Here is a 13,227-nt window from a genome sequence, read left to right as displayed (position 1 = left end):
CGCAATCACTACCCATAATGCACCTTCTTCTCGACATAGCGGAACTGGACGGCGGTGAGCGCAATCACGATGACCATCAGGATCACCGACTGGGCCGCAGAGTCGCCGAGGATGAGATTGACGAAGCCGTCATTGTAGACCTTGTAGACCAGCGTCTCGGTGGCCTTGCCCGGCCCGCCGCCGGTGACGGCGTGGATGATGCCGAAGGTGTCGAAGAAGGCGTAGACGGTGTTGACGACCAGCAGAAAGAAGGTGGTCGGCGCAAGCAGCGGAAAGACGATCGTCCAGAAGCGCTTGAACGGTTTGGCGCCATCGATGGCTGCCGCCTCGATCAAGGTCTTCGGGATCGCCTGGAGGCCGGCGACGAAGAACAGGAAATTGTAGCTGATCTGCTTCCACGAGGCGGCGGCAACGACCAGCACCATCGCCTGCTCGCCGTCGAGCAGCGGGTCCCAGTTGATGCCGAGCCAGCGCAGGCCGTAGGCGAGCGAGCCGATCGACGGGTTGAACAGGAACAGCCACAGCATGCCGGCAATCGCCGGCGCGACCGCATAGGGCCAGATCATCAGCGTGCGATAGACGCCGCGGCCGCGGATGACCTTTTCGGCCATGACGGCGAGCAGCAAAGCCGTGCCCATGGCGACGGCGGCGGTGGCGATCGAAAACACCGCCGTGACCTGGATCGAGTTGAGATAGTTGGGGTCCGACAGGACCTTCCTGAAATTGGCGAACCAGACGAACTTCGACGACAGGCCGAACGGGTCTTCCCGGAGCATCGACTGGCGCAGCGCCTGGCTGGCCGGCCAGTAGAAAAAGACCAGCGTGATCGCCAGCTGCGGGGCGACCAGCAGATAGGGCAGGATCTTGTTGGGAAAGACGACGCGTGGGGACAATGAGAGCCTCGTGACGAACGTCGAACGTCAATGCCGCCCCTCATCCGCCTGCCGGCACCTTCTCCCCGTGAAAGACGGGGAGAAGGGACAAGCGGGAACGTGGATGCCCCCTCTCCCCGTTTTGCACGGGGAGAGGGTAAGGGTGAGGGGCATTCTGGGCCTGGCGTCCGGCTTAGTTTCCGATCGCTTCCTGGATCGCCTTGTTGCCGCGCGCAACGATGTTGTCGAGTGCCTGCTGGGCGGTCTGCTGACCGGCGAGCATCTTCTCGTACTCTTCGTTCTGGATGTCGCGGACCTGCGGCAGGTTGACGAGGCGGACGCCCTTCGAGTTTTCGGTCGGCGCCTTGCCCATCATCTGCTTGATCGGGATCTCGCGGGCCGGGTTCTTGTCGTAGAAGCCCGACTTCTTGGTTTCCTCGTACGCCGCGAGCGTGACCGGCAGGTAGCCCGAGACCTGGTGCAGCCGCGCCTGGATCGGCGTCTGCGACAGGAAGTTGAAGAAGGCGCCGACGCCCTTGTATTGCTCTTCCGGCAGGCCGGCGAAGACCCACAGCGATGCGCCGCCGGGGATGGTGTTCTGCGGCGCGCCCGCAGCATCGGCTTCGTAGGGCAACTGGCCGGTGCCGTAGTTCATGCCCGACTTGACGATGTCGCCAAGACCACCGGAGGACTCGGTGAAGATGCCGCATTCGCCTGCGAGGAAGATCTGCTTCGCCTCGGAGGTGCGGCCGCCATATTTGAACGTGCCGTCCTTGGCGAGATCGGCAAGCTCCTGGAAGTGCTTGACGAAGGCCGGAGCGTTGATCTTGAGCTCTACGTCGGTGCCGCCGATGCCGTTTTCATTGGTGCCGTAGGACAGGTTGTTCCAGGCGGCGAAATTCTCGGTGTGGATCCAGGTCAGCCAGGTCGAGGTAAAGCCGCAAGGTGCAGCACCGCTCGACTTGATCTTTTTGGCGGCATCCCAGACCTCGCCCCAGGTCTTGGGCGGGTTGTCGACGTCGAGGCCGGCTTTCTGGAAGATGTCCTTGTTGTAGTAGAGGATCGGCGAGGACGAGTTGTACGGGAACGACAACATGGTGCCGTCGGGCTTGGAATAATAGGCGACGATACCCGGCAGGTACTGGCTCTTGTCGAAGGCCTGGCCGCCCATCGACAGGATTTCGGCGACCGGCTTGATGGCGCCTTCGGCACCCATCATCGTGCCCGTGCCGGCATCGAAGACCTGCATGATCGTCGGCGGCTGCTTGGCGCGGAACGCGGCGATGCCGGCGTTGAGCGTCTCGGGATAGGTGCCCTTGAAGACCGGAACGACCTTGTACTCGCTCTGGCTCTCGTTGAATTCCTTGGAAAGCTGGTCGACGACCTCGTTGTTCGCGCCGGTCATGGCGTGCCACCATGAAATCTCGGTGACGGCGAAGGCGGAGGTGCTGGACAACAGCGTCATGGTGGCGGCAACACCGGCCGCGAAGCCTAGGGTCTTCATTGTCTCGCTCCCGTTCTGGTTGGCGAAATGTTTAGTTCCGCGGGGAGCAGTATTGTCGGATTATGACAGCGCTACAACAGTTTTGTATTGATCGTATGAAGGGCGCATTTGGCGCACTTCATTTTCACTTGCGTTGCAACCTGGCAATGAATTTTCGGATCGTTCGAAAACGAAACCGAATTGCCGACAATTAGCCGCATCTGAATTACCGGCAACGCCGGCTAACGAAAGGCACGGCCAACGCCGTCAGACAACGAAAAAGCCTTTCGCGCACGAAAGGCGCGAAAGGCTTCGCCTTCGCTTTGCAATCTGGAATTGCAGCCGGCAAAACGACTGCGTGTGTGGAAACGCCGGGCTTATTTGGCCAGCGCCGCCTCGATGAGCTTCTTGGCGTCGGGGCTGGCCCATTCCGCCGGGCCGTTCATGTTGGCGAGCAGGCAGCCTTCGCCGTCGACCAAGAGCGTCACCGGCAGGCCCAGCGCCAGGCCGCGCTTCTTGAGGTCATTGAAGACGGCAAGCGTGTTGTCTCTGTAGTAGCCGAGCGAGGTGATGCCGATCTCGTCGAGGAAATTCTTTGGCTTGGTGTCGTCGCCGGTGTCGACGTTGACCGCCACGACCTCGAAATTCTCGCTGCCCATCTCGCGCTCCAGCGCATCGAGCGCCGGCATTTCGGCGCGGCAGGGCGCGCACCATGTCGCCCAGAGATTGATCAGCAACGTGCGGCCGGAATGGTCGGCCACCGTCATCGGCTTGCCCTCGGGGTCGTTGAAGGCGAGCTTCTTCAGCGACTGCGGCGGATCGGCCGGCATCATTGCCGCCACCTGGCCGGTGGCTGCGGCCCCGACCGCCTTGGCGATGTCTGCCTTGGCGGCACAAACCTTGTCCTCGGCGCTTGCGTCCGCACTCGTATCAGTGGCGAGCTGAGGCGTAGAGGCGTTGTTGCCAGGAAGGGTGCTGCTGACATATACCGCGACCGCGCCGGCGATCACGCCTGCAACGGCGGCTAGGACGATATGGCGTGGCGCGGGGATCATTTTTCTGCGGTCCGACATCTAATCAATTTTCTCCGGAGCCCGGTATCACGATGAGCGACAAGAAGGCCAGCAACCAGATGTGGGGCGGACGTTTTGCCTCGGGCCCGGCCGCGATCATGGAGGCGATCAACGCCTCCATAGGCTTCGACAAGAAGCTCTACGCCCAGGACATCCGAGGTTCCGTCGCCCACTCCGAGATGCTGGCGGAAACGGGCATTATTTCCGTCGCAGATCAACAGAAAATCGCTCACGGGCTGAACACGATCCTGCGAGAAATCGAAGACGGCAAGTTCACCTTCTCGACCCGGCTCGAAGACATCCACATGAACATCGAGTCGCGCCTGGCCGAGCTGATCGGTCCGGCCGCCGGGCGCCTGCACACCGCCCGCTCGCGCAACGACCAGGTGGCGGTCGACTTCCGCCTCTGGGTCAAGGATGAATTCCACCGCATCGCCGAGGCTCTGAAGGGGCTGATCGCGGCCTTCCTCGAACGCGCCGAGCAGCACGCAGGAACGGTCATGCCCGGCTTCACCCATCTCCAGACGGCGCAGCCGGTGACCTTCGGCCATCACTGCATGGCCTATGTCGAGATGTTTGCGCGTGACCTCAGCCGCGTCCGCGACGCGGTTCAGCGCATGGACGAGAGCCCGCTGGGTGCCGCCGCTCTCGCTGGCACCGGTTTCCCGATCGACCGTTTCAAGACCGCCGCAGCGCTCGGCTTCCGCGAGCCGACCCGCAACTCGCTCGACAGCGTCTCGGACCGCGACTACGCGCTCGAGTTCCTGTCGATCGCCGCGATCTGCGCCACGCATATGTCGCGGCTCGCCGAGGAGATCGTCATCTGGTCGACGCCGCAATTTGGCTTCGTGCGCCTGTCCGACAGCTATTCGACCGGCTCGTCGATCATGCCGCAGAAGAAGAACCCTGACGCCGCCGAACTGGTGCGTGCCAAGACCGGCCGCGTCAACGGCCACCTGATCGGTCTTCTGACTGTGATGAAGGGCCTGCCGCTGACCTATTCCAAGGACATGCAGGAAGACAAGGAAGCGGTGTTCGACGCCGCCGAGACGCTCGACCTGATGCTCGCCGCGATGACCGGCATGGTCGGCGACATGACCATCAACGACCAGGCGATGAAGCGCGCCGCCGGCTCGGGCTATTCGACCGCGACCGACCTTGCCGACTGGTTGGTGCGCGAGATCGGCCTGCCCTTCCGCGAAGCCCACCACGTCACCGGCCGGGCCGTGGCACTGGCCGAAAGCAAGAAGGTCGGGCTGGAAAAGCTCACGCTTGACGACCTCAAGTCGATCCACGACGGCATCACCGACGACATCTTCTCGGTGCTGTCGGTGCAGAACTCGGTGAAGAGCCGCACTTCCTTCGGCGGCACGGCACCCGCAGAGGTGAAGAAACAGATCCGCTACTGGAAGAAACGCTTGACGAAAGCTTGATCGATCCGGGGTGCAAAGCCCAAAAATCTCCGCTACAAGCGGCGGGGAATTTTTCTCGGATGGATGGGTCATGACCGCTGGCAGGATTTTGGTGACGCTTGGGCTGATCGTGGCGGTCGGCATGGTTTCGGCCTGCGGCCGCAAGGGCGACCTCGACACCCCTTACGATGCAGCAGTGCAGGCGCAAAAAGATGCTGCAAAGGCCGGCCAGCCCGCGACCGCCACGCCGCAGAAACCGGTCGAGGACAAGCCTTTCATCCTCGACCCGCTGCTCTGAGCCGCGCTCCACCTTTCGAAAGCAGTTGCCGTGAACCATTTCGACTATCGTGACGGCGTCCTCCACGCTGAAGACGTAGCGCTGACCGACATCGCGCGGAGCGTCGGCACGCCGTTCTATTGCTATTCCACGGCGACGCTGACGCGACACTTCAACGTCTTCTCCAAGGCCTTTGCCGACCTCGACGCGCTGGTCTGCTACGCCATGAAGGCGAATTCCAACCAGGCAGTGCTGAAGACGCTTGCCCGGCTCGGCGCCGGCGCCGACGTGGTGTCGGAAGGCGAGATGCGTCGGGCGCTGGCCGCGGGCATTCCGGCGAACAAGATCCTGTTTTCCGGCGTCGGCAAGACCGCCCGCGAGATGGATTTCGCGCTGCAGGCCGGCATCCTGTGCTTCAACGTCGAATCCGAGCCGGAACTCGAGCTTCTGTCGGCACGCGCAGTGGCCAATGGCAAGGCCGCACCGGTGTCGCTGCGCATCAACCCCGATGTCGACGCCAAGACGCACAAGAAGATCTCGACAGGTCTCGCCGAAAACAAGTTCGGCATTCCAAGGCAGCACGCACGTGAGGTGTATGCCCGCGCGGCCGCCCTGCCCGGTCTCAAGGTGACCGGCATCGACATGCATATCGGCAGCCAGATCACCGAGCTGCAGCCCTTCGACGACGCCTTTGCGCTGCTGGTCGAGCTGGTCGCGACGCTGCGCGCCGACGGCCATGCCATCGACCATGTCGATCTCGGCGGCGGGCTGGGCATTCCTTACAAGACCGACAACTCGCCGCCGCCGCTGCCCGACGCCTATGCCCAGATCGTGCACAAGCATGTCGGCAAGCTCGGCCTCAAGGTGATGTTCGAACCGGGCCGGCTGATCGTCGGCAATGCCGGCATCCTGGTGTCCGAAGTGATCTTCGTGAAGGAAGGCGACGCCAAGAACTTCCTCATCGTCGACGCGGCGATGAACGACCTGATCCGGCCGACGCTTTACGACGCCTATCACGACATCCGTCCGGTGGTGCAGGCCAAGGCCGATGCGCCGCGCATGACGGTCGATATCGTCGGGCCGGTCTGCGAGACCGGTGATTTCCTCGGCCTCGACCGCGATCTGCCAAGGCTCAACTCCGGTGACCTGATCGCGGTCAGCACTGCCGGCGCCTATGGCGCGGTGCAGGCGGGGACCTACAACACCCGGCCCTTGGTGCCGGAAGTGCTGGTCGACGGCGACCGTTTCCACGTCATCCGCAAGCGCCAGACCTATGACGAACTGATCGGCCTCGATTCTGTACCGGACTGGCTGGCGTAAGAGCGTCGTATCTGGTGCGGTTGCTCGGCCGTGCGTCCTTCGACAAGCTCAGGATGAGGACGGTCAGCGCCAGCGATGTATCGTCGAACCGTTCAGATCGAACTCTTTCAACGTGAGCGCCACCAGCACCAACGGTCCTCATCCTAAGCTTGTCGAAGGACGCACGATCGAGCAACCGCACTAACTCGATCAACAATCAGCGAAGATAAACCTGGGTGGCTATTTCACGATTGCGTTGGTCGCCTCGCCTTCGCCGTGATTGATGGTATTCTGCCATAGGCAGGTGGCCGCATCCCGCGCCGCCCAAGCGGAAGGGCCGATGACGGAACCGACCAGATCAGCTCTGCATCGCGACATCGCCGCCAGACTGGGCAGGACACGCCTGGTCATAGGCGCGACCATGATCGTCGAGCGTGGCTGGCCGCTGGTGCTGCCGCTGCTTGTCACGGCCAGCCTGTTCCTCAGCCTGTCATGGCTCGGCCTGTTCCGCCTGTTGCCCGACATGGCGCGACTGGCGCTGATCGTGGCCTTCGCCATCGCCGGGCTCGCGTCGCTCTATCCCCTGCGGTTTTTCCGCCTCCCTTCCTGGTCCGAGATCGACAGCCGCCTCGAACGCGCCAACCAGCTGCTGCACGCGCCGGTGCAGGTCCAGACCGACCGGCCATCGGGCAAGGCGGACGGGTTTGCCGACGCCCTGTGGCGCGAGCACCAAAAGCGCATGGCCGAGCGGCTGGGCACCCTTGGCGGCGACATGCCGCGCACCAACGTGCCGGAGCGCGACCCCTGGGCGCTGCGGGCGGCGGCGGCACTGCTGCTGGTCTGTGCCTTCGCCTTCTCGTTCGGCCCGATGGGCGGCCGGCTGGGCGACGCCTTCCGGGCGCATGCGGCGCGCGACGCCGTTCCGCCGCGCATCGACGCCTGGGTGACGCCGCCGACCTACACCGGCAAGGCACCGATCTTCCTGACCGCCGACGCCAGCAAGGACGTTCCCGTCATCAGCGTGCCGGAAGGCAGCGAACTGTCGTTGCGGGTGACCGGCGGCAGCGGCGAGGAAACGCTTGCCTACACCAATGCCAAAGGCGAGGTCCGTGACATTGCGCCGAGCGGAGCCAACGCCGATCCGGCCAAGCCGGCAATGACAGGCCCGGTTGCCGCCGTGCGGCAGTTTGCCGACAAGCTGACCACCGAGGGCCGGCTTACGCTGAAATCCGGCAACGACGAGCTGGACAGCTGGGCCTTCACCGTCGTCGCGGACAATGTGCCGAAGATCAGCTTCGTCGGCGAGCCCAAGCGCGCCGTCAACGGTACGCTGGAACTGACCTACAACATCGAAGACGACTACGGCGCCGCTTCGGCCAAGGCCGATTTCGCCCTTGCCGAGGACCAGGCGCCGGATGCGCGCCCGCTCTACGGCGCACCCGAAATGCCGCTTTCACTGCCGCGCCGCGGCGCCGCGAAGAAGCCTGTGAAGGCAACGCGCGACCTGACCGAGCATGTCTGGGCCGGCGCCTCCGTCAGGCTCACGCTGCAGGCAGTGGACGACGCCGGCCAGGAAGCGAAAAGCGAAACCAAGACGATCATCCTGCCCGAAAAGCCCTTCACCAACCCGCTGGCCCGGGCGGTGATCGAGCAGCGCCGGCTGCTGGCGCTCGACGCCAACGCCAAGCCGCGCGTGCTCGAGTTGATGGACGCCATCACGCTGAGGCCCGAAGACACGATCGATAACCTCTCGCACTATCTCGCCCTCATGAGTGCTCGTGCGCGGCTGAAGATGGCCGGCTCCGACGACCAGTTGCGCGAGGTCGTGACCTATCTCTGGCAGGTCGCGCTTGGCATAGAGGAAGGCGACCTGTCGGCGGCGGAGAAACGCCTGCGCCAGGCCCAGCAAGCCTTGCAGGACGCGCTGGAGCGCGGTGCCAGCGACGATGAGATCGACAAGCTGATGGCCGAGCTGCGCGAAGCCATGAACGACTTCCTGCGCGAGTTTGCCGAACGCAACCAGCAGAACCAGACCGCGCAGAACCAGACGCCCGGTCAGGAGCTGCGCCAGAGCGACCTGCAGCGCATACTCGACCAGATCGAGAACCTGGCCAAATCGGGCAACCGCGACCAGGCCCGCGAGTTGCTGTCGCAGTTGCAGGACATGATGAACAACCTGCAGGCCGGCCGGCGCCAGCAAGGCCAGCAGGGCCAGCAGAACTCCGAGATGCGCCAGCAGATGGACAAGCTCGGCGAGATCATGCGGCGCCAGCAGGAGATGATGAACGAGACGTTCCGCATGGACCAGATGCAGCGTGGCCAGCAGCAGCAGGACGACCCGTTCGGCGAGAATGGCGAGCCCGGCCAGCAGCAGCAACAGGGCCAGCAAGGCGAAGGCCAGCAGGGCCGGCCGATGACGCCTCAGGAGTTTGCCGACGCGCTCAAGCAATTGCAGCAGGGCCAGGGCCAGTTGGAGAAGGACCTCGAAGCGCTGATGAAGGGCCTCGAAGGCATGGGCATCAAGCCGGGCGAAGGTTTCGGCGATGCCGGCGAATCGATGAACCAGGCCGAGGGTGCACTCGGCAAGGGCGAAGGCGACCGCGCCGTCGGCCACCAGGGCCGCGCGCTGGAAGCCCTGCGCAAGGGCGCGCAGGACATGATGCAGCAGATGCAGGCCATGCAGGGCGACCAGGGCGGCAGCGAGGAAGGCGGCCGCCAGCAGAACGCCGACCGCGACCCCCTGGGCCGTCCGCGCGCCACCACCGGCCCCGATTTCGGCGATTCGGTGAAGGTGCCCGACGAGATCGACGTCCAGCGCGCGCGCCAGATCCTCGACGCCATCCGCAAGCGGCTCGGCAACGCGCTCAGCCCCGAGCTGGAGCGCAGCTATCTCGAACGGCTGCTCGAGTTGAAGTAGCCGGCCTCCGCTTGGCCGGCTGCATCAGATCGGGGATCTTCAGCCTGGAACCATCCCCGCTTCGCGCGCCATGGCGAAATCCTTCTGGCTGGCGCGCTGGAAGGCCGGCCGGGCGGTCAGCCTGTCGAGATATTCCTTGAACACCGGCTTCTCGGGCAGGACCTTCAGCACCTGAGTGCCAAAGTTGATGCCGCCACCGATCTGGGTGTCGGCCGCGGTGAAGCGGTCGCCGGCGATGTAGGGCCGCGACGACAGCGTGCGTTCCAGATTGGCGATCATTTCGCTGAACGAACCGTAGGAATAGCCGCTGCCCATGAACTCGTGGCCATGCGCCTTGGCCGCCAGGACCGGGTCGAACACCCCATCCGCATAGACAAGCCAGGTCAGGTACGCTGCGCGCATCTTGTCGCCGATAGCGGGCGCGAGACCCGCTTCGGGAAAGGCGTCGCAGAGATAGGTGCAGATCGCCGCCCGCTCGGTGACCACGACGCCGTCATGGACGATCGCCGGGACCTTCTTGTTGGGCTGGATCGACCGGTATTCCTCAGGCACCCCGCCAGGCGCGCGGATATCGACCTTCTCGATCTGGTAGGGCGCGCCGAGTTCCTCGAGCAGCCACAGCATGTTCGACGCGCGCGACCACGGAGCATGGTAGAAAATGATCATGGCTTCCTCCTCGCTTCAGATGGCACCACCATAGCACTGCCCTCCTGACAGCACTTTGTCAGGATGGATGGCAGGAGCCCTCCATCCGACCCGGGATCAGCGGCGCTGATGGAAAGCGTCGCGGATGGCGTCCGCCATGGCGTCGACGGCTTCGCTGATGGCGCGCGGGTTACGATGCAGCACGACCCTTGTCGTATCGATCGGGCCGAAGCCTTCGGCTTCCGTCAACTCCCGGCAGTCGGCCGGGATATTGCTGCGCGCGATCGGCGCCACGCCCAGGCCGGCAGTGACGGCAAGGGTCAGCCCGTTCGTGGTGTCGCTAGTGTAGGCGAACCGGTAGTCGATGCCGCGCTGTTCGAGCGAGCGGAGTGCCAATTCGCGACACCAGCCCTCGCGGGTGTAGATGGCGACCGGCAAGGGCCGTTCCCGATGCAGGTCATGATGATTCGAGGTGACCCAGACAGTCGGGTCATGCATCAGCACCTCGACGCCCGTAGGCGCCTGCCATTCGAAAACCACCGCCAGATCAAGCTCTCCAGCCGCAAGTGCAGCCAGTTGGGAGACCGAGTAGCCGAATCGGACCGTCACTTCCACCTGGGCGTGGCGCTTGGCGAATGCTCCCAGCGCACGCGACAGGACGGGCTGTCCGTACTCCTCCGGCAGGCCGATCCGGACCGGGCCGCCAAGCGGCGCCGACCGCATCGATGAGGCCGTTTCGTCGAGCAGGGTGACGATGCGGCGTGCGTTGTCGACAAGATCACCGCCGCGCTGCGTCAGTGTCACGCCGCGCGCGCCACGCTCGAACAGGACGTCGCCGACGACCTCCTCGAGCCGCTTGATCTGCATGCTGATCGCCGACTGCGTACGCCCGACGGTCTCCGCAGCACGGGTGAAATTGCCGCTGTCCGCGACCGCCAGGAACGTACGCAAGAGGTCGCTGTCGAGGCGAACGGTCATCGTCCTGCACCACCAGTCATAAAGAATTCTAATGACTGCCATCATTCCAATTCGTTTGCATCGTGTCAAACGCCAATGGATAGTCCGCCTACCCATTGGAAGGTGGCCGTTAGATGCGGCTACGGACTGGTAAGTACCGTCCTCACTTTCACCCGCCGCGGTTTTCACGGCGGGTATTTTTTTGCCCGATTCAAAATGCTGCGACGTCCTTTGCGCGTCCGATGGGACGCGCAAAGCTGTAGACCGCTGGACCAACAGCCGGCTGCGACAAGCGCTCTCTATCCGCCGCGTCTCGCGGTAGAACTGTCCGACGATCTCATGCGACAGGCCGACGGAGACCATGCAGAACAGAACGCTTCTCGGCATCCTGTGCCTGTGCCTGGGCGTGCTGGTGTTTTCGATCCAGGATGCGCTGATCAAGGCCGTGGCCGGCACCTATCCGGTCAGCCAAGCGCTGCTGATCCGCGCCGTCGTGGCCCTGCCGATCCTGCTTTTTCTCGTACATCGTGATGTTGGCCTGGGCGCGCTGGCGTCACCGAACTGGCGCTTCCTGGCGACACGCTCGTCGATCCTGTTCATCTCCTACTGCGCCTACTACCTGGCGATCCCCGCCCTGCCGATCGCCGATGCCGCGGCACTGTTTTTCCTGGCACCGCTGCTGATCATGACGATGGCAGGCCCCTATCTCGGCGAACGGGTGCCGTGGCAGAGCCTCGTTGCCGGCGCTGTCGGCCTGCTCGGCGTCATCGTGATGGTCAATCCGGGTGCCGGAATTTTCGAATGGGCCGCGCTGCTGTCGCTGGTCTCGGCCTTCCTCTATGGCTTCTCGCAGCTGATGGCGCGCAAGATCGGGGTGACCGAAAGCGCCACCACCATGGCCTTCTACCAGAACGCCGCCTATCTCGTCGGCGCGGTCGCGATCGGCGCCACGTTCTCGGCAACCGACTTCACCCAGACGGGCCACCCCAGCCTCGACTTCCTGATGCGTCCCTGGGTCTGGCCGAGCCTGCGCGATTTCCTGATGATGGGGGCCTGCGGCGTCATTGCCGCGGTCGGCATGATCCTGCTGGGCCAGGCCTACCGGCTTACGCCCGCCAACAAGGCGGCGACGTTCGAATATACCGGCCTGCTATGGGCGCCCCTGTGGGGGTTCCTGTTCTTCACCGAGATTCCGGACAGCGGAACCGTCATCGGCGCCCTGTTGATCGTCGGCGCCGGCATCTTCGCGCTGAATGTCGGCGGCCGGTCGCCTCAGGCGGCGCCGGCGAATGCCGCGGCCGACTGACCCGTCCTTGCCAATGCCAGCGACACCCGATCACGGATGTCGGCAAGCGTGAACGGCTTCTGCACGACATCGATGATGATCGCTTCGAGCTCCTCGGCGCGTTCACGCTGGTCGGCGTAGCCTGTCATCAAAAGGATCGGCAGCCCGGGGAAGGAGCGTGCCGCCAACTGCGCCATCTCGATGCCGTCCATCTCCGGCATGCGGATGTCGGAGACGACAAGGTCGTAGACGCCCTTTTCGGCATGGATGCAGTCGAGCCCCTGCGCACCGTCGCAGGCGACATCGACAATATGGCCGGCGCGTTCGAGCGCGCGGGCAGCGAGGGTACGGACGGACTCGTCGTCCTCAACGATCAGAAGCTTTGCCATGGCGGCGATATTTGCCGCGACAGGTTGACGATTTCTGAAGGCCGGCGAGATTTGTGCCCCGTCGCGGGATCAGGCGTCGCCCTTGACCACGCCGACGAAAGGCAGCTCGCGGAATGCGTGCGCGACATCCATGCCGTAGCCGACGACGAAATAATCCGGGCAGTCGAAACCGACATAATCGGCATCAAGGTCGGTCTTGCGGCGCATGCGCTTGTCGAGCAGCACGGCGATCGAGCAGCTCTTGGCGCCGCGCGACATCATCAGCTCGCGGGTGAACTTCAGCGTCTTGCCCGATTCGAGGATATCGTCGATCAGCAGCACATCGCGGCCTTTGACCTCGTTGTCGATGTCGCGCAGCACGCGGACCTCGCCGCTGGTCGTGCCGGCGCCGTAGCTCGAGATGAAGATGAACTCGACTTCCGGCGACAGGCCGACATCGTGCATGGCACGGATTAGGTCTGCGGCGAAAATGAACGAGCCCTTGAGCACCGAGATGACCAGCAGGTCTGTGTAGTCGTGCGCCGCGATATCCTTGGCGAGTTCGAGATTGCGCCGCGCAATCGCCGAAGCGGAGAACAGCACTTCGATTTCCTTGTCGCGCACAACTGGCATGACTTC

At 63.9% G+C, this 13,227-nt stretch carries 12 protein-coding genes; 5 read left to right on the top strand and 7 right to left on the bottom strand.

Going from position 1 to position 13,227, the window contains the following annotated elements:
* Window positions 1-8: 8 nt before the first annotated feature.
* From ugpA to CO731_RS08670, 3 genes are all read right to left on the bottom strand, one after another.
* On the bottom strand, window positions 9-893 hold the full coding sequence (gene ugpA / locus CO731_RS08680) for a sn-glycerol-3-phosphate ABC transporter permease UgpA (RefSeq protein ID WP_108606841.1): 885 nt from the start codon (window positions 891-893) through the stop codon (window positions 9-11).
* Window positions 894-1,065: 172 nt separating this feature from the next.
* Window positions 1,066-2,376, bottom strand: a complete 1,311-nt coding sequence (ugpB, locus tag CO731_RS08675; RefSeq protein ID WP_108606840.1) for a sn-glycerol-3-phosphate ABC transporter substrate-binding protein UgpB — start codon at window positions 2,374-2,376, stop codon at window positions 1,066-1,068.
* 356 nt (window positions 2,377-2,732) lie between these two features.
* On the bottom strand, window positions 2,733-3,428 hold the full coding sequence (locus CO731_RS08670) for a TlpA disulfide reductase family protein (RefSeq protein WP_108606839.1): 696 nt from the start codon (window positions 3,426-3,428) through the stop codon (window positions 2,733-2,735).
* Between the two features lie 32 nt (window positions 3,429-3,460).
* On the opposite strand from CO731_RS08670, the gene argH reads away from it, so the two are divergent.
* The 4 genes from argH to CO731_RS08650 all read left to right on the top strand — a co-directional run bounded on the left by argH (window position 3,461) and on the right by CO731_RS08650 (window position 9,333).
* Window positions 3,461-4,861 carry an argininosuccinate lyase gene (gene argH / locus CO731_RS08665; protein ID WP_108606838.1) on the top strand — a complete coding sequence of 467 codons (1,401 nt, stop codon included), beginning with the start codon at window positions 3,461-3,463 and terminating at the stop codon, window positions 4,859-4,861.
* A 70-nt stretch (window positions 4,862-4,931) separates the two neighbouring features.
* Window positions 4,932-5,138 carry a lipoprotein gene (locus CO731_RS08660; RefSeq protein WP_108606837.1) on the top strand — a complete coding sequence of 69 codons (207 nt, stop codon included), beginning with the start codon at window positions 4,932-4,934 and terminating at the stop codon, window positions 5,136-5,138.
* A 30-nt stretch (window positions 5,139-5,168) separates the two neighbouring features.
* The gene (gene lysA, locus CO731_RS08655; protein ID WP_108606836.1) at window positions 5,169-6,437 is read left to right on the top strand and encodes a diaminopimelate decarboxylase; all 1,269 of its coding nucleotides are present in this window, start codon (window positions 5,169-5,171) and stop codon (window positions 6,435-6,437) included.
* 319 nt (window positions 6,438-6,756) lie between these two features.
* Window positions 6,757-9,333, top strand: coding sequence for a TIGR02302 family protein (locus CO731_RS08650; protein WP_108606835.1), 2,577 nt, complete (start codon window positions 6,757-6,759; stop codon window positions 9,331-9,333).
* Between the two features lie 39 nt (window positions 9,334-9,372).
* Here the strand turns inward: CO731_RS08650 and CO731_RS08645 are convergent, their stop codons facing one another.
* On the bottom strand, window positions 9,373-9,999 hold the full coding sequence (locus CO731_RS08645; protein ID WP_108606834.1) for a glutathione S-transferase family protein: 627 nt from the start codon (window positions 9,997-9,999) through the stop codon (window positions 9,373-9,375).
* A 96-nt stretch (window positions 10,000-10,095) separates the two neighbouring features.
* Complete coding sequence (locus CO731_RS08640; RefSeq protein ID WP_108606833.1) at window positions 10,096-10,956, bottom strand: LysR substrate-binding domain-containing protein; 861 nt, start codon at window positions 10,954-10,956, stop codon at window positions 10,096-10,098.
* A gap of 340 nt (window positions 10,957-11,296) precedes the next feature.
* On the opposite strand from CO731_RS08640, the gene CO731_RS08635 reads away from it, so the two are divergent.
* A complete protein-coding gene (locus CO731_RS08635) occupies window positions 11,297-12,241 on the top strand; it encodes a DMT family transporter (RefSeq protein ID WP_108606832.1) in 945 nt (314 codons plus the stop codon).
* Here the strand turns inward: CO731_RS08635 and CO731_RS08630 are convergent.
* Both CO731_RS08630 and hpt read right to left on the bottom strand, forming a co-directional pair.
* The gene (locus CO731_RS08630) at window positions 12,208-12,609 is read right to left on the bottom strand and encodes a response regulator (protein ID WP_199914576.1); all 402 of its coding nucleotides are present in this window, start codon (window positions 12,607-12,609) and stop codon (window positions 12,208-12,210) included. The two genes, CO731_RS08635 and CO731_RS08630, sit on opposite strands and share 34 nt — an antisense overlap.
* Before the next feature lie 69 nt (window positions 12,610-12,678).
* On the bottom strand, window positions 12,679-13,221 hold the full coding sequence (hpt, locus tag CO731_RS08625) for a hypoxanthine phosphoribosyltransferase (protein ID WP_108606830.1): 543 nt from the start codon (window positions 13,219-13,221) through the stop codon (window positions 12,679-12,681).
* Window positions 13,222-13,227 lie beyond the last annotated feature (6 nt).

It is taken from the genome of Aminobacter sp. MSH1 (genome assembly GCF_003071665.1).
In the GTDB taxonomy this organism is placed as follows: Bacteria; Pseudomonadota; Alphaproteobacteria; order Rhizobiales; family Rhizobiaceae; genus Aminobacter; species Aminobacter niigataensis.
Note: the sequence above shows the minus strand (reverse complement) of the source record. Positions and strands in the feature narration are given on the sequence as shown.

Excerpts from the sequence above, each read along its gene's own strand:
- ugpB (WP_108606840.1), bottom strand. The coding sequence starts at position 2,376 with ATGAAGACCCTAGGCTTCGCGGCCGGTGTTGCCGCCACCATGACGCTG.
- CO731_RS08670 (WP_108606839.1), bottom strand. The coding sequence starts at position 3,428 with ATGTCGGACCGCAGAAAAATGATCCCCGCGCCACGCCATATCGTCCTA.
- argH (WP_108606838.1), top strand. The coding sequence starts at position 3,461 with ATGAGCGACAAGAAGGCCAGCAACCAGATGTGGGGCGGACGTTTTGCC.
- CO731_RS08660 (WP_108606837.1), top strand. The coding sequence starts at position 4,932 with ATGACCGCTGGCAGGATTTTGGTGACGCTTGGGCTGATCGTGGCGGTC.
- CO731_RS08650 (WP_108606835.1), top strand. The coding sequence starts at position 6,757 with ATGACGGAACCGACCAGATCAGCTCTGCATCGCGACATCGCCGCCAGA.
- CO731_RS08645 (WP_108606834.1), bottom strand. The coding sequence starts at position 9,999 with ATGATCATTTTCTACCATGCTCCGTGGTCGCGCGCGTCGAACATGCTG.
- CO731_RS08640 (WP_108606833.1), bottom strand. The coding sequence starts at position 10,956 with ATGACCGTTCGCCTCGACAGCGACCTCTTGCGTACGTTCCTGGCGGTC.
- CO731_RS08635 (WP_108606832.1), top strand. The coding sequence starts at position 11,297 with ATGCAGAACAGAACGCTTCTCGGCATCCTGTGCCTGTGCCTGGGCGTG.
- CO731_RS08630 (WP_199914576.1), bottom strand. The coding sequence starts at position 12,609 with ATGGCAAAGCTTCTGATCGTTGAGGACGACGAGTCCGTCCGTACCCTC.
- hpt (WP_108606830.1), bottom strand. The coding sequence starts at position 13,221 with ATGCCAGTTGTGCGCGACAAGGAAATCGAAGTGCTGTTCTCCGCTTCG.